The organism is Cobetia sp. 29-18-1 (assembly GCF_029846405.1).
Classification (GTDB): domain Bacteria; phylum Pseudomonadota; class Gammaproteobacteria; order Pseudomonadales; family Halomonadaceae; genus Cobetia; species Cobetia amphilecti.
The window spans coordinates 35,789-58,049 of the sequence record NZ_JARWKS010000018.1; the positions used below are offsets into that span (position 1 = coordinate 35,789).

Genomic DNA, 22,261 nt, shown 5'->3' on the forward strand with positions numbered 1-22,261 from the left:
CAGATGGCCATACCTTCCTATGCAACTCGTGGTGAGCGGATCTGGCATTGGGTGTTCTGCGTGCTGTGCGCGCTGATCTTCCTGTTCCTGATCGGGCCGATCCTGGTGATCATTCCGCTCTCGTTCAATGCCGAACCCTACTTCACCTTCTCGGAGAAGATGCTGTCGCTGGACCCCGATGGCTACTCGCTGCGCTGGTATCAGGAGTTCTTCACCTCGGATGAGTGGATGCGCTCGATCAAGAACAGCATCATCGTGGCGGTGTGCGCGACGGTGCTGGCCACGGTACTGGGCACACTTGCCGCACTGGGGCTTTCCAGCCGTTTCATGCCGTTTCGCAATACCATCATGGCGATCCTGATCTCGCCGATGATCGTGCCGCTGATCATCAGCGCCGCGGCGATGTTCTTCTTCTTCTCGAAACTGGGGCTGACCCAGACCTACCTGGGCGTGATTCTGGCGCACACGGCGCTGGGCATTCCCTTCGTGGTGATCACGGTGACGGCGACGCTGTCCGGCTTCGATCATTCTCTGACGCGTGCGGCGCACTCGCTGGGGGCCAGTCCGAGTCGCACCTTCTTCCGCATCATCCTGCCGCTGGTGACGCCGGGAGTGGTGTCCGGTGCGCTGTTCGCCTTCATCACCTCGTTCGATGAAGTCGTGGTGGTGCTGTTCATCGCCGGGCCGGCGCAGACCACCATTCCGATCCAGATGTGGTCCGGTATCCGCGAGGAGATCAGCCCGACGATCCTGGCGGTGGCCACGCTGCTGGTACTGGTCTCGATCCTGCTGCTGACGACACTGGAGCTGATTCGCCGTCGCAATGAACGTCTGCGCGGCCTGACGCCGAGCTGATCTTTGTCCTCTACCCTCTGCTCTTGAGTGCTGAGCGCTTGATAGCGGTGAGAAACAGGAGTCGCAAGAAACGCCCGCGCCCCCGCAGAGTCTGTCTGCGGGGGCGCGGGCGTTTCAGGGCCAGGGCTTGAAGATAGGTTGGAGACAGGGCTTGGAGACAGGGCTTGAGGAGAAGCCTGCTGCGTCAGGCCGCGCCGAGTCGCTTGTAGAGCGTGGTGCGACTGATGCCCAGCTCCCGCGCGAGACGCGAGACGTTGCCGCCCAGCGCGTCCAGCGCACTTTGCAGCTCCTCGGCGCTGGAGAGATCATGCAACGAGGGCAGGCCGCTGGGTTGCGAGGGCTGGCGGGCAAGCTCGCCCTCTGCTGCGGGACAGTCGCCTTCTACCGCGAGGCAGTCGCCCTGTGATGCGAGACAGTCGCCCGCCAGCATCACATGGCACGGCTCCAGGGCCGGCCCGTCGCACAGTGCCAGCGCCAGACGCAGCACGTTGTCCAGCTCGCGCACGTTGCCGGGCCAGTCATGCTGGGTGAGGCGATCGAGGAAGGCGGGCGTGATGCGCGGCAGCTCACGTTGCTGCTCCCCGCACAGCCTGGTCAGCAGGGCACGACTCAGGCCGGCGATGTCGTGACGCTCCCTCAGCGGCGGCAGGGCAATGGTGGCGCCGCACAGGCGATAGTAGAGATCTGCCCGGAAGCGTCCCGCATTGACCAGCTCGCTGAGGGGCTGATGGGTGGCGGCCACCAGTTCGAAATCGACCCGCTGCGGCTTGCCGCCGCCCAGCGGGGTGACTTCACGCTCCTGCAGCACGCGCAGCAGACGCGCCTGCACATGCAGTGGCATGTCGCCGATCTCATCCAGAAACAGGCGCCCGCCATTGGCCTCGAGCAGGCGGCCTTCGCGTCCGGCGGGGTCGGCACCGGTAAAGGCGCCGCGCCGATAGCCGAACAGTTCGGCCTCGACCAGCTCATCAGGCAAGGCGGCGCAGTTGATGGCGACCAGCGGCTGATGGGCGCGATGACTGGCCTGATGCAGCGCCTTGACCACTTCCTCCTTGCCGACGCCGGTCTCGCCCTGCAGCAGCAGTGGCAGGCGGGCGTTCACCAGCCGCGCCAGCAGTTCGCAGACCCTGGCCCAGCCGGCATCGCCATGATGCAGGCGCGCAAGGCTCGGGTGGCACGCAGTCTCTCGAGTGGCGGTCTCGGTCGGTGGCTGGCTTGCGGAGCGCTCGGCCGGCGCACGGGCCACGACCCGTGGCCTGGGCGGGGCTGCGCACAGGGTGTAGCCCGTTAAGCGCGGGTGCTGTGTGAGCGTCAGGCACTGCGCCTCGGCAAGCTGGGCCAGCGGCGCCCAGTCCAGCTGCCAGCGTGCCAGCGGCTGGCCCAGCAGCAGGTGGATGTCATCGCGGGTGGCGCAGCTGTCGCTGTCCGCTGCATGGGCTGTGCTGTTCGATGCATTGGCCGCGCTGTTCGATGCGTTGTCTGCGCTGTCGGAGGCGGGCGTGAGTTCAATGTGAGCCGCCAGCAGCTGCAGTCCCCGGCGACTGGCAGCCGCGACCTGACCTTGCGGTGTGATGGCCAGCAGGGCCGCGCTGGGCGAGTCCAGCTGCGAGCGGTTGAGATGCAGGCGCAACAGGTGATGGTCGTGCCCATGCGCCTCGCCCAGACGGCGTTGCTCGATGTCATCCGCCAGTACCCCGAGCATGCCGAGGCTGTACTGGCGCACACGGTAGGGATCGCAGATCAGTCCCAGGCACCCCTCGCAGGCGCCGGGTGTCAGGCCGCGACTGGCACTCCAGCTGGCGGGGGCTAGCAGTGCGGCACTGGCGCTGGCCAGCCCCTTGAGGCATTCGGCGTCATGCGCCTCGAGGGCGATGCGTGCCAGGCGATTGGCGCGCGGCGCATTCAGGGTCTCGGCGATGGCGTTGTGACCCAGCGACTCCTCACGCCAGCGCGCGCCGGGGTGCAACAGGGCGGCGTCATTGCCCAGCAGCTGTTGATGGCCGTAGCTTGCCAGCACCACGCCGTCGCGGTCGGTCAGTACCAGACACGCCTGCCAGTGATCGAGCAGGTTGAGGGTATGGCCGGCCACCGCTGACGCCACCGTCGCCATCAGGCTGGCGGCCTGACGCTGCCGCCAGACGAGCTCCTCCGGCGGACACCTGAGGGTTGAGGGCGGCAGCGCCGAGGGGAAAGAAGAGGGAACAGAAGAGGAGGAAGCAGGGGGAAGCGCCGCCGCAGACGTTGCGCAGGCGGCGCCTGGATCGAGTGCCTGATCTTCTGCGTGGCGGGCTGAGTGCTTGGCGGCGTGGGGTAGTGGCATGCGACGTCCCTTGTGCGGCGGGCCTTTCAGGCCTCTGTTGTTATTGGTGCTGTTATCGATGCTGTTTTCGGTCTGGGGGAGTGTTCACGGCAATGTTCACTTGTGCGTGGTGAGTGTTCAGTTCCGAGAACTCCAGTGTTCAGACACTGTTCATCAGAGTAGCGGCAGACGCGGCGGATGACGGGCTAGACCATGGTCTGCCCCTGCCTTGGTCGCATCTGGCAAGTGGCTGAATGATCGACAGAAGAGCGGAATCCGGCGCCCTTCGAGGGCTGATGGAGGGTGTCTGTGGGCACAGGTTTGCGCGCGGCTGGCACAGGGTTCGCTTGAGGATAGTCACCAGGTGGGTGTGAACACTCGGCAGTGGTTGGCCGTGTCCTTGCCCCGATGACTTTCACCAGACGAGACAGCGCCATGTCCTTGAGCCTTGAGGCGGTCACCCGCCGGGTTGGCCGCGAGACCCATATCGACAGGGTGGACCTGACCTTCGAGCCCGGCTCCTTCAATGTGCTGCTGGGACGCACCCTGTCCGGCAAGACGTCGCTGATGCGCCTGATGGCGGGTCTCGATGTGCCCAGTGACGGGCGCATCGTGATGAACGGCGAGGACGTGACCGGTCGTCCGGTGCGCGAGCGCAACATCTCGATGGTCTATCAGCAGTTCATCAACTACCCGAGCCTGAGCGTCTACGACAATATCGCCTCGCCGCTGAAGCTGGCGCGCATGGCGCCGGAGGAAATCCGTCGCCGCGTGCACGAGATCGCCGAGATGCTGCACATCGAGCAGTTTCTTGCGCGTCAGCCGGCGGAGCTGTCCGGTGGCCAGCAGCAGCGCACGGCCATGGCGCGGGCGCTGGTCAAGGACGCCGACCTGGTGCTGTTCGATGAGCCGCTGGTCAATCTCGACTACAAGCTGCGCGAAGAGCTGCGCCACGAGATGCGCAGCCTGTTCGCGACCCGCAACACCATTGCCGTCTACGCCACTACCGAGCCCGGCGAGGCGCTGGCACTCGGCGGCACCACCACCCTGATGCATGAAGGGCGGGTGCTGCAGTCCGGGCTTACCGAAGCCGTCTACCATCATCCGCTGAGTGTCGAGGCGGCGAAGCTTTACTCCGAGCCGCAGATCAATCTGTTCGAGGCCGAGGTGCGCGGACGTGAGCTGGCGTTCTCCGGCGCGGCCAGTGCCGGCGAGCAGGGCAGTCGTTTCGTGCTGCCCACGCCACTGGCGGGGATCGAGAGCGGGGCCTACCGCTTCGGCATCCGCCCCAGCCATCTGGGGCTGGCACCACTGGCCGATGATGATCTGGAGTTCGCCGTCACGGTGGATATCGCCGAGATCTCCGGCTCCGAGACCTTCCTGCATGTCAGCAATGCCGATCACTCGCTGGTCCTGCATCTGGCCGGCATCCACGACTTCGCCGTGGATGATGCCATCCGCGTCTATGCCCCCGCCCACAAGCTGTTCGTCTATGCCGCCGATGGCGGTGACGGGGCGGAACAGCATGGCGATGGGGCACTGATCCGCTCGCCCGAGCGACCCACCACGACTGGCGGAGGGCTGGCCTGATGGCGGAAATACACCTCAATGATCTGGCGCACAGCTACCTGGCGGCGCCCACCGCGGACAGTGATTACGCCATCCGGCGCATGAATCATGTCTGGCAGCAGGGCGGCGCCTATGCACTGCTCGGCCCGTCGGGGTGTGGCAAGAGCACGCTGCTCAACATCATCTCCGGTCTGCTGGCCCCCTCCGAGGGCGAGGTGCGCTTCGATGATCGCGTGGTCAATCGGCTGCCGCCGGAAGAGCGCAACATCGCCCAGGTTTTCCAGTTCCCGGTGGTCTACGACACCATGACGGTCTTCGACAATCTGGCCTTCCCGCTGCGCAATCAGCGCCAGCCGGAGCACAAGGTGCAGTCCCGGGTGCGTGAGATCGCCCAGGTGCTGGAGCTGGAAGACCTACTGACGCGGCGTGCCAGCAACCTGACGGCCGACGAGAAGCAGAAGGTCTCGATGGGCCGTGGCCTGGTGCGCGATGACGTGGCCGCCATCCTGTTCGATGAACCACTGACGGTCATCGACCCCCACCTCAAGTGGAAGCTGCGCCGCAAGCTCAAGCAGATCCATGAGCAGTTCAACATCACCATGGTCTACGTCACCCATGATCAGCTGGAGGCCTCGACCTTCGCCGACAAGATCGCGGTGATGTACGAGGGCCGCATCGTGCAGTTCGGCACCCCGCGCGAGCTGTTCGAGGACCCCGCGCACACCTTCGTGGGCTACTTCATCGGCTCGCCAGGCATGAACCTGGCCAGCATCACGCTGGAATCACAGGGCGTGCGGCTCGGCACGGGGGAGGATGCGCCCTTGCTGCATCTCCCACCGGCGCTGCTGGCGACACTGGCGGAGCGCAAGGGCGAGTTGAAGCTGGGCATCCGGCCGGAATTCGTCGAGCTCGAGGCCAGCGACAGTTCACCAGCGGCGGCGGTTCCCGACACCCGCGAGCATTGGCTGAGTGGTCAGGTCACGCTGGTGCAGGATCTTGGCACCTACAAGGTGGTGGATCTCGACATCGGCGGCGGCTGCCTGTTCAAGGCGCGTATCGAGGAAGATGCGCCGATTCCAGCAGGCCGCGTGCGCCTGCGTCTGCCGGCCCGCTGGCAGCGCTTCTATCTCGATGAGCATCTGCTGGACCTGTCACAGGCTGGCGCACACGACAGTGGCGAGGCGGACAGCCTTGCCAGAGGTGAGAGTAGCGGCCCTGTCAGAGGGGAAGATGACCAGCGGCCGGGAGGAAACGCCTGATGCAACGCACACACAACAATCGCGCCTGGTGGCTGGTGCTGCCGGTGGTCATCGTGGTGGCGTTCTCGGCCATCATCCCGATGATGACGGTGGTCAACTACTCAGTGCAGGACATCTTCGATCCCTCCACGCGCTTCTTCGTCGGCACCGAATGGTATCGCGAGATCCTGCGTGACGAGCGCCTGCACGACTCGCTGATCCGTCAGTTCGTCTATTCCTTCGCGGTGCTGGCCATCGAGATTCCACTGGGGGTCGCCGTGGCGCTCTCGATGCCGCGCAAGGGCTTCATGGTCTCGCTGTGCATGATTCTGCTGGCCTTGCCGCTGCTGATTCCCTGGAACGTGGTCGGCACCATCTGGCAGATCATCGGTCGTGAGGACATCGGTCTCTACGGCTGGGCGCTGGGCCAGCTGGGCATCGACTACAACTACGCCTCCAATCCGGCTGACGCCTGGGTGACGGTGCTGGTGATGGATGTCTGGCACTGGACGTCGCTGGTGGCGCTGCTGTGCTATTCGGGGCTGCGTGCCATTCCCGATGTCTATTACCAGGCCGCGCGCATCGACCGAGCCTCGCCCTGGGCCGTGTTCCGCTACATCCAGCTGCCCAAGCTCAAGAGCGTGCTGTTGATCGGCATCATGCTGCGCTTCATGGACAGCTTCATGATCTACACCGAGCCCTTCGTGCTCACCGGTGGCGGGCCGGGTACCACCACCACCTTCCTGTCCCAGACCTTGACCCAGATGGCGATCGGCCAGTTCGATCTCGGACGTGCCGCTGCCTTCTCGCTGATCTACTTCCTCATCATCCTGCTGGTCTCGTGGCTGTTCTATACCGCCATGACCCATCAGGACAGTGACGACGCCTGAGGAGACGAGTGATGACCACACGCAAGCGTCTGGTAATGACGATCTATCTGCTGTTCCTGCTGGTGCCGATCTACTGGCTGCTGATCATGTCCTTCAAGTCGAATCAGGAGATTCTCGGCGGCCTGACCCTGTGGCCCGAGAACTTCACCTTCGACAACTATCGGGTGATCTTCACCGACCCCAGCTGGTACATGGGCTACCTCAACTCGATGAGCTACGTGGTGCTCAACATGCTCATCTCGCTGGCGGTGGCGCTGCCGGCGGCCTATGCCTTCTCGCGCTATCGCTTCCTGGGCGACAAGCACCTGTTCTTCTGGCTGCTGACCAATCGCATGGCGCCGCCGGCGGTCTTCCTGCTGCCGTTCTTCCAGCTCTATTCCTCGGTGGGACTGTTCGATACTCCGCTGGCGGTGGCACTCGCGCACTGTCTGTTCAACGTGCCGCTGGCGGTCTGGATTCTGGAAGGCTTCATGTCCGGCGTGCCCAAGGAGATCGATGAGACGGCCTATATCGACGGCTACAGCTTCCCGCGTTTCTTCCTGACGCTGTTCATTCCGATGATTCGCCCGGGCATCGGGGTGACCGCCTTCTTCTGCTTCATGTTCTCGTGGGTGGAGCTGTTGCTGGCGCGAACCTTGACCTCGACGGAGGCGAAACCGATAGCGGCGGTGATGACGCGAACGGTCTCGGCCTCGGGCATCGACTGGGGCGTGCTGGCCGCCGCCGGTGCCCTGACGCTGATTCCCGGCATTCTGGTGATCTACTTCGTGCGCAACCATGTCGCCAAGGGCTTCGCCCTGGGCCGGGTGTGATCGGCACCAGGCCGAGCGCCGCTGTCATTGCCGTCAGCAAGTCTCTGCTGGCGGCCCACAAGAGGACATGATGATGGAATGGATGGCCTGGACACTGCCCACGTCACTCTTCTTTGCCGGTATCGGCACCCTGCTGCTGGGCATGACTGCCTGGCAGTTCGTGACCCCGACGCTGAGTCGGCAGGGATTTCTGCCCATCGCGACCACGCGGGGCGACAGACTGTTCATCGGGCTGCTCTCCAGCGGCTGGCTGCATCTGCTGTGGTTGGGCTTTACCGATCAGGTGCTGTGGATGATCAGCATCGTGTGTGTCGTCTGGATGCTGGTGTTGATGAAGTGGGGATGAAATGCGGGGAGATGTGGAGAGGACAGAGCGCTGACGACAGGCAGCGTCGCCCGGTGGCAACACGGAACCGGACAGCCTGAGGGGAGTCCCAAGCGGTTCTGACTGGCATCCGCCAGTGACATTCGCCGCTCTGGAATCTCGTTGCATGTCGTCATCTAGCTCACCGCATCGCTCGTCTACAGGTAGTGCTTCAAAGGGTGCTTTACATGGCGCTTCACGTGGCGACTCTCCCTCGCCGGGCCGCAAGAACCGCCGTCGTCTCTGGGCGGGCGTGACAGGGCTGAGCATTGCCTGCGTTGTCGCCCTCGGTTGGTGGGCTGGTACACCGCTCGAAAGCCCGGGCACCGCGACGCCTGATCAGCAGGTCGGGGATGTCGAGACGGAAGATGCAGGGCAATCAACATTGTGGCAGCAGTATCAGCGCGTGTGGCAGGCCAATCAGACCCGCTCACCCGAGGCGCGCAAGCCACTGCCACTGCCAGACGTTTACCGCGCTGGCTACCACCAGGGCGAGGCACTGCCGGCACTTGAGCTTGAGCCACATGATGCTGGTGAAGCGCCAGGAAAGGGCGAGGCAGAAAAGGGCACAGCAGGTGAGAGCGAAAAGGGCGCGCTGCGCCGGTTCGATGTCACGGCCTACGGCGCGGATGGCAGTGACACCCTGAGCGATCGCCGCGCGATCCTCAAGGCGCATGCCGCCATGCGTGACTGGCAACGTCAGGGCAGTGATGACGCTGACCGCGCGGCGCGGCGCGGCGTGCTGTATTTCCCGGCGGGGGATTACGTGGTGTATGGGGCGGCCGAGCGCGACTGGTTTCACTCCCGCCTGGTGGCACTGAAAGCCGCGGTGGCGGATGCAGAACGCCAGCAGGCGCTGCGCGAGGCATTGCTCAAGATGCAGGGCTTGAGTCTGGCAGGCAGTCATTGGACCTTGATGGGCGCGGGCAGTGATGTCACGCACCTCAAGCAGACCCGGCCGATGCTGCCGTTGCACGCCAGCTGGTACTGGAGCACTCCCTGGCTGCTGCATCTGGGTAATCTGGCCGAGGGTGGCAAGCAGGAAGAATGGCAAGCCATCACGGCGACGAGCCACCGGCAGCCGGCGGATACGCAGGACACGATCACGCTGGCCGATGAGGCGGGTGAGGCGGGTGAGGCGGATGAGACAGATGGCGCAGCGCTCGCGCCAGGCGACGAGGTGTTGCTGGAGAGCATCGACAAGCGGCCTGAGGCAGTGGCGCGTGCCCTGGCACCCTATCAGATGGAAAAGGACGCCAGCACCGGCGAGTCACGCTGGTTGATCGAGCGTGACGGAGTGATCAAGCGGGCGCGCTACCGCGTGGTGGCACGTGACGGCAAGCGCCTCACGCTCTCGCTGCCGGTGGTGCATGAGCGCTTTCCCGGTGAGCAGTGGCGCATCGCACGCCTGCACCCGGCGCGGGAAGTCGGGGTGCAGGGCATCACGCTCAAGGGCAACTGGCGGGGGCACTTCAAGCATCACCGCAGCGCCGAGGATGACAGCGGCTTCGGTCTTCTGGACCTGGATGGCATCACGGATGGCTGGGTACGTGACGTACGGCTCGACAGTTTCAATCAGGGGGTGAAGGTGCGCCACAGTTCACAGCTGACACTCGAAGACGTGACGATGACCGGCAAGCCCGGGCATATCGCGATGACGATCAGTGACAGCAATCAGGTACTGGCCCGCCAGGTAGTCGACCAAAGTCATGCCTGGCATGCGCCCGGGGTGGCCCGCTACGCGACCCATAACGTCTACCTTGAACTGGAGCACGCCGGTGACAGTGGTATCGAGCTGCATGGTCAGCAATCGCGCGACAACGTGTTCGATCGCAAGCGCGGCGGTCATGTGCGCGACCGCTGGGGCGCCAGTGTCGGCCATCAGCCCAATCATCTGCGCGGGCTGGTGCTGTGGAACCCGGTCAATACCGGCAAGCCGCATGCTGCCTGGCCCTTCATGCGCGCCGACTCCCACTTCGGCAAGGTGATCATGCCGACGGTCGTCGGGGCGACCGGGCATGCGCTGGGCATCGCCAATCGCCATGACTATGCCCGGGTGATGAATGCCAAGGGCGTGACCGAGTATGACCCCTTGCCGCCGATGGATGCCTTGCAGGCCCGCGTCGAGTCACCGGGCGAGGCCGTGAAGCCCGCCTCGCTCTACCGCGCCCAGCGCGAGCTGCTGCAGGAGACGCGAGAGTGACAGCAAGCCGCTGAGCATCAGGGCGTCAGTGCATCAGCGCAGCAGAGCAAGCAGGTCAGCAAGGACAACAGGGCAGCAAGGACAACAGGGCAGCAGCCAACGACAGCCGATCACAACGGCAGGAGGACGAGCAGCACCGAGAGCAAGCAAGGCGGCGAATCGCGCCGCGCGACACGTGATTGACGGAAGTGGTTGTTGGAAGACGCGACACAACAATAACGCCAATGAAGGGACATCCCATGAGTCAGCACATCATTCGACCCGCACGCCTGCGTTACGCCATCGCCTTCGCCACGGCGGCAGGGCTAGCCGGCCTTTCCAGTCAGGCCATGGCCGATCAGTATCAGGATGCGGCAAGGAAGTGGATCGATCAGGAGTTCTCACCCTCCACGCTGAGCAAGGACGAGCAGATGTCCGAGCTCGAATGGTTCATCAAGGCCGCTGAACCGCTGCGCGGCATGGAAATCAAGGTGGCCTCGGAAACCCTGACCACCCATGAATACGAGTCCAAGGTGCTGGCCAAGGCCTTCAGCGAGATCACCGGCATCAAGCTGACCCACGACTTGATTCAGGAAGGCGACGTCATCGAGAAACTGCAGACCCAGATGCAGTCCGGGCGCAATATCTACGATGGCTACGTCAACGACTCCGACCTGATCGGCACGCACTTCCGCTATGGCAAGGTCGTGCCGATCAGCGACATGATGGAAGGCGACGGCAAGGCCTTCACCTCGCCGACGCTGGATCTGGACGACTTCATCGGACTGGATTTCACCACCGGCCCGGATGACAAGCTCTATCAGCTGCCGGACCAGCAGTTCGCCAACCTCTATTGGTTCCGTGCCGACTGGTTCGAGCGCGAAGATTTGAAGAAGCAATTCAAGGACAAGTACGGCTACGAGCTGGGGGTGCCGGTCAACTGGTCGGCCTATGAGGACATCGCCGACTTCTTCACCAATGACGTCAAGGAAATCGATGGTGAGCGGGTCTATGGCCACATGGATTACGGCAAGAAGGACCCGTCACTCGGCTGGCGCTTCACCGATGCCTGGTTCTCGATGGCGGGTGCCGGTGACAAGGGCCTGCCCAATGGCCTGCCGGTAGATGAGTGGGGTATTCGTGTCGAGGAATGTCAGCCGGTGGGCTCCTCGGTGACGCGTGGCGGCGCGGCCAACGGCCCGGCGGCCGTCTATGCCACCACCAAGTATGTCGACTGGCTGGGCAAGTACGCACCACCGGAAGCCCAGGGAATGACCTTCTCCGAGTCCGGTCCGGTGCCGTCCCAGGGCAACATCGCCCAGCAGATCTTCTGGTACACCGCCTTTACCGCCGACATGACGCGGGATGGCCTGCCGGTGGTCAACGACGATGGCACCCCGAAGTGGCGCATGGCGCCGTCGCCGCATGGCCCGTACTGGGAAGAGGGCATGAAGCTTGGCTATCAGGACGTGGGCGCCTGGACCTTCTTCGATTCCACCCCGGAGAAGAATCGTCACGCGGCCTGGCTGTACGCGCAGTTCGTCACCGCCAAGACCGTCTCGCTCAAGAAGACGCTGGAAGGGCTGACGCCGATCCGCGAGTCGGATATCCAGTCCCAGGCGATGACCGATGCCGCGCCGAAGCTGGGCGGTCTGGTCGAGTTCTATCGCAGCCCGGCGCGGGTGCAGTGGTCGCCGACCGGCACCAACGTGCCGGATTATCCCAAGCTTGCCCAGCTGTGGTGGCAGTACATCTCCCAGGCCGCCAGTGGTGAAGCCACGCCGCAGGAAGCCCTCGATGGCCTGGCCAAGGCGCAGGACCGCATTCTCGAGCGTCTCGAGCGCGCCAAGGTGATGGACAACTGTGGGCCGAAGCTCAACGAGGAGCGTGATGCGGAGTACTGGTTCGCCCAGCCGGGTGCGCCGAAGGCCAAGCTGGACAACGAGAAGCCCAAGGGCGAGACCATCGCCTACGACGAGCTGCTCAAGAGCTGGAAGGAGTAATCGCGACTGGCGCGACAGTGCGCCATCGAACAGCCTGCTGAAAGGCTGCAGCAACGACAACGCCCCTGCCGGTTTCCCGGCAGGGGCGTTTTTGTGCCAGAGCGATCAGCGACAGTGTTTCATCACCGCCTCATTGCTGGCTCTCAATCGCGGCTTTCAATCATGGCTCTCAATCACGGTAGAGATCGATGCTCGGGCACGAGCAGATCAACTGACGATCGCCGTGCACGTTGTCGACCCGGTTGACCGCCGGCCATTGCTTGGCGGCCTTGACGTGCTCGCTGGGGAAGGCACCGATCTCGCGGGAGTAGCTGCGCGTCCACTCGGCGTCCATCAGGTCGGCCTGGGTGTGCGGCGCGTGCACCAGCGGGTTGTCTTCCAGTGTCCACTCGCCTTGCTCGACACGGGTGATCTCGGCGCGAATCGCGATCATCGCTTCACAGAAACGGTCGATCTCGTAGAGCGATTCGGACTCGGTGGGCTCGACCATCAGGGTGCCCGCCACCGGGAACGACATGGTCGGCGCGTGGAAGCCGTAGTCGATCAGGCGCTTGGCGATGTCTTCCTCGCTGATGCCGGAAGCGGCCTTCAACGGGCGGATATCGATGATGCACTCATGCGCCACGGTGCCGTTCTTGCCGCGATAGAGCACCGGATAGTGCCCATCGAGACGCGTGGCGATGTAGTTGGCGTTGAGGATCGCAAGCTCGGTGGCTTCACGCAGCCCCTGCGCGCCCATCATCTTGATGTAGGCCCAGGAGATCGGCAGGATCGCCGCGGAACCGAAGGCGGCGGCCGAGACGGCGGTGCATTCCGGCTTCACGCCTTCCAGCGGGGTGACCACGTGGTTGGAGACGAACGGCGCCAGGTGGGCCTTGATGCCGATCGGGCCCATGCCCGGGCCGCCGCCACCGTGGGGAATGCAGAAGGTCTTGTGCAGGTTGAGGTGCGAGACATCGCCGCCGAAGTCACCCGGGCGGCAGATGCCGACCTGGGCGTTCATGTTGGCGCCGTCGATATAGACCTGGCCGCCGTGATCGTGAACGACCTGACAGGCCTCGCGCACGGTTTCCTCGAACACGCCGTGGGTGGACGGGTAGGTGATCATGATCGCGGACAGCTTGTCGCTGTGCTGTTCAGCCTTGGCGCGCAGGTCGGCGATGTCGATGTTGCCGTTGGCGTCACACTCGACCACCACCACCTTCATGGCGGCCATCGCGGCCGAGGCCGGGTTGGTGCCGTGGGCGGAGCTGGGGATCAGGCAGATGTCGCGCGCGCCTTCGCCGATGGAGGCCTGATAGCGACGGATCGCAACCAGCCCCGCGTATTCCCCCTGCGCGCCGGAGTTCGGCTGCATGGAGATGGCGTCGTAGCCGGTGATCTCGACCAGGAAAGCGGACAGCTCATCGATCATCTGCTTGTAGCCCACTACCTGATCCGACGGTGCGAAGGGATGGACGTTGGCGAATTCGGGCCAGGTGACCGGGATCATCTCGGTGGTGGCGTTCAGCTTCATGGTGCAGCTGCCCAGCGGAATCATCGCGTGGGTCAGCGACAGGTCCTTGTTCTCCAGACGCTTCAGGTAGCGCAGCATCTCGGTTTCCGAGTGGTAGCGGCTGAAGGTCGGGTGGGTCAGGAAGTCGCTGTCACGCTGGCAGGCCGCCGGAATCGCGCTTGCGCCCTTGGCCAGCAGGTCCTGGTCCAGCGCGGCGACGGACAGGCCGTGCTCCTCGCCGAGCAGCACGTCGAACAGCACGCCGACGTCAGCGGCGGTGGTGGTCTCGTCGAGGTTGATGGTGATGCGGCCGTCGCCGTGGTGGCGCAGGTTGATCTCGTGGGTCAGCTCGCGACCGTGGATCTTGCCCTCATCCACGCCGGTCACGGTGATGGCATCGAACCAGCTGTCGTGGGCCAGTGCCATGCCGCAACGGCTGACGCCCTCGGCGAGAATGCTGGTCAGGCGATGCACGCGGGTGGCGATGCGCTTGAGGCCCTCGGCACCGTGATAGACGGCGTAGAAGCCGGCGATGTTGGCCAGCAGTGCCTGGGCGGTACAGATGTTGGAGGTCGCCTTCTCGCGGCGGATGTGCTGCTCGCGGGTCTGCATCGCCATGCGTAGTGCCGGGTTGCCGCGTGAGTCCTTGGAGACGCCGATGATGCGGCCCGGGATGGAGCGCTTGAGCTTGTCGGTGGTGGCGAAGAAGGCCGCGTGCGGGCCGCCGAAGCCCATCGGCACGCCGAAGCGCTGGGAGGTACCGACGACGATGTCGGCGCCGAGGCTGCCCGGCGACTTGAGCAGCACCAGGCTCAGCAGGTCGGCGGCCACCACGCTCATCGCGCCATTGGCGCGCGCGGCGTCCAGCAGCGGCGCGAGGTCGCGCACCTGACCGGTGTTGCCCGGATACTGGAAGAGGGCGCCGAAGATGTCGTGCTCGCCGACGTTCTCGGCGGCATCGATGATCAGCTCGAAGCCGAAGTAGTCGGCGCGGGTGCGCATGACGTCCAGGGTCTGCGGCAGCACGTCATCGGCGATGAAGAAGCGCTTGCTCTTGCTCTTCTTGTTGCCGCGCTGGCACAGCGCCATGGCCTCGGCAGCGGCGGTGGCTTCGTCCAGCAGGCTGGCGTTGGCCAGCTCCATGCCGGTCAGGTCCATCACCGCCTGCTGGAAGTTGAGCAGCCCTTCGAGACGACCCTGGGCAATTTCCGGCTGATAGGGCGTATAGGCGGTGTACCAGCCCGGGTTTTCCAGCACGTTGCGCTGGATGACCGCCGGCAGGTGGGTGTTGTGGTAACCCTGGCCGATATAGGTCTTGAACACCTTGTTCTGACGCGCGAGGCGCTTCAGGTAGTCCAGTGCTTCGGATTCCGTGCGTGGCCCTTCGAGATCCAGCTCACGGCCCAGACGAATGGCGGTGGGCACCGTGCGGTCGATGAGCGTGGCGATGCTCTCTTCGCCCAGCGTCGCCAACATGCGCGTCACATTGGCATCGGTCGGCCCATTGTGGCGGGAGATGAAATCGTCGTGTCCGGCCAGCTGGGCCAGGGTAAGCGTCTCGTGAGCCATGCAAGAAATCCTGTGCTGCAACGGGGACTGCAGAGGGCAGTCCGCGGGAGGAACATCACCGTGCCAGCGAGGAAGCTGCGGGCAGGGCGTCGGGAATCATGGGGGCATCGACATCACTGCCGAGCATGCTGCAGTTGCTTCACTCCCCGCGCGACCTGCAAGGGCGGTCGTGTCAGGGGCGTCGTGCCATCGAAACGGGGTGGCGCAGTCACGAGGGTGGCTGTGCGCGAGTGCGGCTGTATGCGAGCTCGGAAAGGCGCTGAAACCTCCTGCCCTGAGCGTCTGCGGCATGGACAGGAGGTTGACGGCGATCAGGCTTCGCTTTCGACCAGCTGAGAATAGGCATCAGCGTCGAGCAGCTTGTCGAGTTCGGCGCTGTCAGCGACCTTCATCTTCAGAATCCAGGCATCGTCATAGGGGCTTTCGTTGACGGATTCCGGCGCGTCTTCGAGGCTCTCGTTGACGGCGATGACTTCACCGGCCAGCGGCGCGTAAAGATCAGAGGCCGCCTTGACGGACTCGATGACCCCGAACTCTTCTTCCAGCGCCAGCTCACGGCCGACTTCCGGCAGTTCGACGAAGACGACATCGCCCAGCGCTTCCTGGGCGTGGTCGGTGATCCCGATGGTCACGGTGCCATCACCGTTGTCCTGAACCCACTCGTGACTCTCGGTGTACTTCAGCGTGGCGGGAATATTGCTCATGAGTGTTTTCCTATGTGAAAAGATTTTCTGATTCAGGGAATCGGTACGTCATTATGCCCCAAGGTCCCGGCGTGTGGCAGTGGCAGACTGCCGCGTGATGCTACGACTTTGGGCGTGTATTGCTGACGGCCGTACCTCTATCGTGGTCTGTCACTCTTCGGGCGTCCAGTGTCTTGCGTGGTTCACTCATGAAGCCCGCCATCACGGGCCTGCCTGGCCCATGGCTGTGCATCGCTGGCCAGGCCGCCCGGCGCTTTGCCTGCGCGCCGTGACACCTCGTGAGAGGTTGAGTGCATTGCAGCAGCGCGGGAGATCGGTCGCGCCAGTGGGCGAGGATGTCCGAGTCACTGTTGCGAGCCGCTCAAACTCGCGTTATGGTGCCGGCAGTTTCTTATCGGAAACTTGTTTCCATGTTGTGTCGTGAAGACCCTGCTGTCAATGCCTGATGCGTTCAAGCAAAGCGAACCTGATGAGAGCGCATGAGAGCGCTGGTGGCGCTGAGCGAGTTTCACCTGAGCGTGACCGCGCCGGGCATGCGGCTCGGCTTTCGGTTCGACATTTGTCTCGACATCCGGCTTGGCTTGTTGTGAGATTTTTTTCGCCAGTCTCGAGATCACCTGGCGCAGGATCTGCTGCCAGAAGACACGATGAGGCGATGAAACATGCGAGTTGGCGCAGTCTCATCGTACTTTTTACGCAATGATTGCCTCACCTGCCAGCGTAAAGCCCTGTTGGGCTAGTGAAGTGAGATAGCTTCCGCTAATGTGAGCTGTCCCAACGGTGAAAATGCCGTGGGAGGCTCGTCGCGGGTCGATCACCCGCCTGGGGATGGCACCGCCACGAGTCACTGCGCATCGTGTGATAACAACAATTCAGCGGAGGAAATCTGCGTGGAAATGATCAGTTCCGTCTTTAGTGCCATCAATGGCGTCGTCTGGGGCCCATTGATGCTGATCCTGTTGCTCGGGGTCGGCTTCTATCTTCAGGCAGGCCTCAAGGGCATGCCGCTTCGCAAGTTGGGTACCGGCTTCAAGCTGTTGTGGAATGGTCGTGCGCCGGGCAAGGATGGCGACGGCGAGATTTCTCCTTTCAATGCCCTGATGACGTCGCTGTCGGCGACCATCGGTACCGGTAACATCGCGGGCGTGGCAACCGCCATCGCGCTGGGTGGCCCGGGGGCGATCTTCTGGATGTGGATCACCGCGCTGGTCGGCATGGCGACCAAGTACGCCGAGGCCGTGTGTGCCGTGCGTTATCGTGAAGTCGATGACACCGGCAACCATGTCGGTGGCCCGATGTACTACATCCGCAACGGTCTGGGCGCCAAGTGGGGCTGGCTGGGCGGTGCCTTCGCCTTCTTCGGTTGCTTCGCGGCCTTCGGCATCGGCAACACCGTGCAGTCCAACTCGGTCGCGGATGCGCTGGAAACGTCCTTCGCCATCCCGCACTGGGTCTCAGGTGTGGTGATGATGGTGCTGGCCGGCGCCGTGATTCTCGGTGGTATCAAGCGTATCTCCAGTGTGGCGGGCAAGCTGGTGCCGTTCATGGCCATCGCCTACTTCCTGGCCGGCATCATCATCCTGGTGATCAACGCCGACCAGATCGGCCATGCCTTCGGTCTCATCTTCACCTATGCCTTCAATCCGGTCGCGGCTACCGGCGGCTTTGCCGGGGCAGCGGTGATGGCCGCCATCCGTTTCGGTGTGGCGCGCGGTATCTTCTCCAATGAAGCGGGCCTGGGCAGTGCGCCCATCGCCCACGCGGCGGCGCAGACCAAGAACCCGGTCCGTCAGGGGCTGGTCGCGATGCTGGGGACCTTCATCGACACCATCATCATCTGCACCATCACGGCGCTGGCGATCATCACTTCCGGCCTGTGGTCTTCCGGGGAAACCGGCGCGGCCCTGACCTCGATGTCCTTCGATCAGGCGCTGCCGGGCGTGGGCAACCACCTGGTGGCCATCGCGCTGGCGGTCTTCGCCTTCACCACCATTCTTGGCTGGTCCTTCTATGGTGAGAAGTGCTTCCAGTACCTGTTCGGTACGCGTGCCATCATGCTGTATCGCATCGTGTTCGTGATCGCGATTCCGCTGGGCGCGATGGCCAAGCTCGACCTGATCTGGCTGATGGCGGACACCTTCAATGCGCTGATGGCGATTCCGAACCTGATCGGTCTGGCGCTGCTGTCGCCGGTGGTCTTCAAGCTGACGCGTGATTATTTTGATGGCAAGGAAGTGCTGGCTGGCGAAGATCGCTGAACGACGCTGATGACTCGCCTGGCCCTACCGTGCCACTGACTGCCTTCTGCATCGCTCGGGTCACCTGATCTGGGCGGTGCAGGCGCAGGGTGCCCTGTTCAAGTCGGCAGTGCTCTTGAGAGCAGTGCCCATGCCGGCAGGGCTCCTGACAGCGGTGCCCTGACAGCAGTGCCCATGACAACAAGCCTCTAGAGAGCGTGTGCCGTTCGGGTGCCATCTCTGAGAGTCATCGCAAGCCAACCTGGAGAATGACGATGTCCGATTCCGCCGCAGTGACGGGTCTCAAGCAGACCGCCCTTCATGACCTGCATGTCGAGCAGGGGGCCAGGATGGTCGAGTTCGCCGGCTATTCCATGCCCGTGCAGTACCCGCTTGGCGTCAAGAAGGAGCATGAACACACGCGCGCCAAGGCAGGGCTGTTCGATGTCTCGCACATGGGGCAGTTGATCCTGCGTGGCGAGAATGTGCAGGCGGCGCTGGAGGCCCTGGTGCCGACGGATATCATCGACCTGCCGGTGGGCATGCAGCGCTATGGCCTGCTGACCTCCGACACTGGCGGTATCCTGGATGACTTGATGATCGTCAATGGCGGTGATCACCTCTACGTGGTGGTGAACGCTGCCTGCAAGGATCAGGACATCGCGCACCTGCGGGTCGGCCTGCCGATGGATATCGAGCTTGAGGTGCTGGATGATCGGGCACTGCTCGCACTGCAGGGGCCGATGGCTCACGCGGTGATGCAGCGTCTGTCGCCCGAGGCCTGCGAGCTGACCTTCATGCACCATGCCCACGTCACCATCGAGGGCATCGAGTGTTGGGTCAGCCGCAGTGGCTATACCGGCGAGGATGGCTTCGAGATCTCCGTGCCCGATGCCGACGCAGAGCGTTTCGCGCGTCTGTTGCTGGCGATTGAGGAGGTGGAGTTCATCGGTCTTGGCGCGCGGGACTCGCTGCGTCTCGAGGCGGGGCTGTGCCTGTACGGTCACGATCTCGATACCACCACCTCGCCGGTGGAAGGCAGCCTGATCTGGGCGTTGGGCAAGGTGCGTCGTCAGGGCGGCGAGCGTGAAGGCGGCTTCCCGGGGGCCGATGTCATCCTGACCCAGATCGCCAACAAGGATCACACCCGCAAGCGGGTGGGGCTGGTTGCCCAGGGGCGTGCGCCTATCCGCGAAGGGGCTGAGCTCTATGATGCCCAGGACAATCGTATCGGTGTGGTGACCTCCGGCAGCTTCGGGCCGACCTATGGCAAGCCGGTGGCGATGGGCTACGTGAGCATCGCTCACAGCGCACTCGAGACCGAAGTGTTTGCCGATGTGCGTGGCAAGCGTCTGCCGATGACGGTGACGAAGATGCCGTTCGTCGAGCAGCGCTACTATCGGGGGTAAGCGCACCGTGGTCAGGTGAGCCACAGTCAGGCTCGCTGCGAGGCGTGACGACCCGTCGCGGGTAGCAGCGCCTTGAAGAGATACGAAAAGGAAGGGAAACGAAAAAGGGACTGCCCAGGCAGTCCCTTTTTTCATGTCTGGCACTCGGGCATGCGGAGGGATGCGATACCCCGCGGCGTGCGCGAACGCCAGACGCAGAAAAGCCCGCCGAAGCGGGCTTTTCTGTCGGAGGAGGGGTTAGCCTCTTCCAGCTAAAATCAAAGCTTAGTCGATCAGCTTGATGTTAGCGGCCTGGAGGCCTTTCTTGCCCTGGGTGACGTCGAAGGAGACCTTCTGACCGTCTTGCAGAGACTTGAAGCCTTCAGCCTGGATTTCGGAGAAGTGTGCGAACAGGTCGTCACCGTTGTCGTCCGGAGAAATGAAGCCGAAACCTTTGGTGTCGTTGAACCACTTGACTGTGCCAGTTGCCATGATCGTAATTCCTTACTGATGATATTGCCGGGAGTTACCCGATAAACGTGGGTAAAACAAGGAGGATATACACCAGGTACCGAAGTGCTTCGATCACGACTGACGATATTCGACTTGCTAACCAACGAGAGCAATACTGCGCTGCTCGGGCGGTAAGGTCAAATGAAATATCAAAAACTTATCCTTTTGCCTAATAATCGTGCGCAGAATTCGCCCGCAAAGCCGTGCCAATAGTGCTGAGAATTTCGCCACACCGAGGGCAAGGAGTCCGCTTGTTTTTTATCCCGTTATCTTGGTGTGAGCGATGACACCTGTAGGTAAAAGACCATAGTGCGGCTTTGCTTGTATAGGGGGTTGAATGGCGCAAAGCCCCGTATGGCGGGCGATGGACACAAAAAAGCCGGCAGCGATGGCAGCGCTGCCGGCGGATGGCGTCGAAGCCATCAAGGCTCTCGGAGAGAGGATGTGATGCGCCCATCACATCATGAGAGATTTTCCTCAAAAGAGTCGGCAAAAATCCGTGGGATGCCGGGGCCGTGTTTTGCCACCCTCGAGCGAAATTGTTTCATGAGTCAAAAGTGGCTCGAAGGTCAAAAGCGGCGCGAGGGTGGCCAGTGCCCGGGGGCAGAAGGTGCCTCAGGCGTCCAGCTGCATTTCCGGCACGTGTTCGGGGACGACCAGTTTGCCTGCGGTCAGGCGCTCGATTTCCTCGACGCTCACGCCTGGCGCGCGCTCCAGCAGGTGGAAGGCACCATCCTTGATCTCGAGGAAGGCGAGGTCCGTCAGCACGCGACGGATGCAGCCGGCACCGGTCAGCGGCAGTTCGCACTGGCTGAGCAGCTTGGATTCGCCGTGCTTGGAGGCGTGGGTCATGGTGCAGATGATGTTCTCGGCACCGGCGACCAGGTCCATGGCGCCGCCCATGCCCTTGACCAGCTTGTTGGGGATCATCCAGCTGGCGATGTTGCCGTTCACGTCGACCTCGAAGGCGCCGAGCACCGTGAGGTCGACGTGGCCGCCACGGATCATGGCGAAGGATTCGGCCGAATCGAAGATGGCGGCGCCATCGATGGCGGTCACGGTTTCCTTGCCGGCGTTGATCATGTCGGCGTCGACTTCGTCTTCATAGGGGTAGCGACCCATGCCGAGCAGGCCATTTTCGGACTGCAGCATCACCTCGATACCGTCGGGGATATAGTTGGCCACCAGTGTCGGGATGCCGATTCCCAGATTGACGTAGGAGCCGTCCTGGATTTCCTGAGCCACTCGCTGGGCCATCTGTTCGCGTGTCAAAGCCATGATTGTTTCCTTGTCTTGGGTGCCATCAACCATGAGGCACTGTGCCGTGTCGTGAAGGCGGTCGAGAAAGTTCGCCGTGGGGCCTGTCGCCCTGATGGCGGCGATTCATGCCGGCGGAGCCCTGGGCTCAACGCGAGCGGACGGTGCGTTTCTCGATGCGCTTCTCGAAGTTGCCCTTGATGACGCGATCCACATAGATGCCGGGCGTGTGGATGTCGGCGGGGTCCAGTTCCCCCGGCTCGACCAGCTCTTCGACTTCGACCACGGTGATCTTGCCGGCGGTGGCGGCCAGCGGGTTGAAGTTGCGCGCGGTATGGCGGTAGACGACGTTGCCGTAGCGGTCCGCTTTCCAGGCCTTGACGATGGCGAAGTCGCCCTTGATGGACTCTTCCAGAATGTAGGGGCGGCCATCGAACTCGCGCACTTCCTTGCCTTCGCCGATCGGTGTGCCGTAACCGGTGGCGGTAAAGAAGGCGGGGATACCGGCGCCGGCAGCACGCATCTTCTCGGCCAGCGTGCCCTGGGGAGTGAGGATCACTTCCAGATCGCCGTCGAGCAGCTGCTTCTCGAACAGCGCATTCTCGCCGACGTAGGAGGCGATCATGGTCTTGATCTGACGGTCTTCCAGCAGGATGCCGAGCCCGAAGCCATCGACGCCGCAGTTGTTGGATACCACGGTGAGGTCCTTGGCGCCGAGGCGCTTGATCTCTGCAATCAGGTTCTCCGGGATACCACACAGACCGAAGCCACCGGCGATTACCGTCATGCCATCTTCGAGGCCTGCCATGGCCTCCGCGTAGCTGGTCACCACCTTGTTGAATCCTGCCATGCGAATCTCCTTGAGTATCCAAGCTGTTGTTGTCGG

The 22,261-nt window shown here is 63.2% G+C and carries 16 protein-coding genes; 10 read left to right on the top strand and 6 right to left on the bottom strand.

Features of this window, described 5'->3' with window-relative positions:
* Positions 1–3: 3 nt before the first annotated feature.
* The gene (locus QD208_RS13805) at positions 4–855 is read left to right on the top strand and encodes an ABC transporter permease (protein ID WP_192837922.1); all 852 of its coding nucleotides are present in this window, start codon (positions 4–6) and stop codon (positions 853–855) included.
* A 184-nt stretch (positions 856–1,039) separates the two neighbouring features.
* On the opposite strand, the gene QD208_RS13810 is transcribed toward QD208_RS13805, so the two are convergent.
* Positions 1,040–3,175, bottom strand: a complete 2,136-nt coding sequence (locus tag QD208_RS13810; protein WP_279837153.1) for a sigma 54-interacting transcriptional regulator — start codon at positions 3,173–3,175, stop codon at positions 1,040–1,042.
* A 414-nt stretch (positions 3,176–3,589) separates the two neighbouring features.
* Here QD208_RS13810 and QD208_RS13815 point away from each other — a divergent pair, with 414 nt between their 5' ends.
* The 7 genes from QD208_RS13815 (at position 3,590) to QD208_RS13845 (ending at position 12,212) form a co-directional block, all read left to right on the top strand.
* Positions 3,590–4,744, top strand: a complete 1,155-nt coding sequence (locus QD208_RS13815) for an ABC transporter ATP-binding protein (RefSeq protein WP_279837154.1) — start codon at positions 3,590–3,592, stop codon at positions 4,742–4,744.
* Complete coding sequence (locus QD208_RS13820; RefSeq protein ID WP_279837155.1) at positions 4,744–5,982, top strand: ABC transporter ATP-binding protein; 1,239 nt, start codon at positions 4,744–4,746, stop codon at positions 5,980–5,982. Before QD208_RS13815 ends, QD208_RS13820 begins: the two co-directional genes overlap by 1 nt.
* Positions 5,982–6,851 carry a sugar ABC transporter permease gene (locus QD208_RS13825; protein ID WP_279837156.1) on the top strand — a complete coding sequence of 290 codons (870 nt, stop codon included), beginning with the start codon at positions 5,982–5,984 and terminating at the stop codon, positions 6,849–6,851. Before QD208_RS13820 ends, QD208_RS13825 begins: the two co-directional genes overlap by 1 nt.
* An 11-nt stretch (positions 6,852–6,862) precedes the next feature.
* Positions 6,863–7,663 (top strand): carbohydrate ABC transporter permease, encoded by an 801-nt coding sequence (locus tag QD208_RS13830; protein WP_043334505.1) that lies wholly within the window; start codon positions 6,863–6,865, stop codon positions 7,661–7,663.
* 73 nt (positions 7,664–7,736) lie between these two features.
* The gene (locus QD208_RS13835; RefSeq protein ID WP_043334560.1) at positions 7,737–8,009 is read left to right on the top strand and encodes a DUF2160 domain-containing protein; all 273 of its coding nucleotides are present in this window, start codon (positions 7,737–7,739) and stop codon (positions 8,007–8,009) included.
* A 145-nt stretch (positions 8,010–8,154) separates the two neighbouring features.
* Positions 8,155–10,230: a DUF4955 domain-containing protein gene (locus tag QD208_RS13840; protein ID WP_279837157.1), complete on the top strand. Its 2,076-nt coding sequence runs from the start codon at positions 8,155–8,157 to the stop codon at positions 10,228–10,230.
* Positions 10,231–10,559: 329 nt separating this feature from the next.
* Positions 10,560–12,212, top strand: coding sequence for an ABC transporter substrate-binding protein (locus QD208_RS13845; RefSeq protein WP_225348116.1), 1,653 nt, complete (start codon positions 10,560–10,562; stop codon positions 12,210–12,212).
* Positions 12,213–12,381: 169 nt separating this feature from the next.
* Here QD208_RS13845 and gcvP read toward each other — a convergent pair whose 3' ends face one another.
* Entirely contained in the window at positions 12,382–15,276 is a 2,895-nt protein-coding gene (gcvP, locus tag QD208_RS13850) for an aminomethyl-transferring glycine dehydrogenase (RefSeq protein ID WP_215824173.1), read from the bottom strand.
* A 311-nt stretch (positions 15,277–15,587) separates the two neighbouring features.
* Positions 15,588–15,980 (bottom strand): glycine cleavage system protein GcvH, encoded by a 393-nt coding sequence (gene gcvH, locus QD208_RS13855; RefSeq protein ID WP_043334495.1) that lies wholly within the window; start codon positions 15,978–15,980, stop codon positions 15,588–15,590.
* Between the two features lie 890 nt (positions 15,981–16,870).
* Here gcvH and QD208_RS13860 point away from each other — a divergent pair.
* A complete protein-coding gene (locus tag QD208_RS13860) occupies positions 16,871–18,238 on the top strand; it encodes a sodium:alanine symporter family protein (RefSeq protein ID WP_043334493.1) in 1,368 nt (455 codons plus the stop codon).
* Positions 18,239–18,510: 272 nt separating this feature from the next.
* Complete coding sequence (gcvT, locus tag QD208_RS13865) at positions 18,511–19,626, top strand: glycine cleavage system aminomethyltransferase GcvT (protein ID WP_225348117.1); 1,116 nt, start codon at positions 18,511–18,513, stop codon at positions 19,624–19,626.
* Positions 19,627–19,890: 264 nt separating this feature from the next.
* On the opposite strand, the gene QD208_RS13870 is transcribed toward gcvT, so the two are convergent.
* The 3 genes from QD208_RS13870 to QD208_RS13880 form a co-directional block, all read right to left on the bottom strand.
* Positions 19,891–20,097, bottom strand: a complete 207-nt coding sequence (locus QD208_RS13870) for a cold-shock protein (protein WP_043334489.1) — start codon at positions 20,095–20,097, stop codon at positions 19,891–19,893.
* Positions 20,098–20,733: 636 nt separating this feature from the next.
* The gene (locus tag QD208_RS13875) at positions 20,734–21,396 is read right to left on the bottom strand and encodes a 3-oxoacid CoA-transferase subunit B (protein ID WP_043334487.1); all 663 of its coding nucleotides are present in this window, start codon (positions 21,394–21,396) and stop codon (positions 20,734–20,736) included.
* 127 nt (positions 21,397–21,523) lie between these two features.
* Positions 21,524–22,225 carry a CoA transferase subunit A gene (locus QD208_RS13880; RefSeq protein WP_043334485.1) on the bottom strand — a complete coding sequence of 234 codons (702 nt, stop codon included), beginning with the start codon at positions 22,223–22,225 and terminating at the stop codon, positions 21,524–21,526.
* Positions 22,226–22,261: the final 36 nt, after the last annotated feature.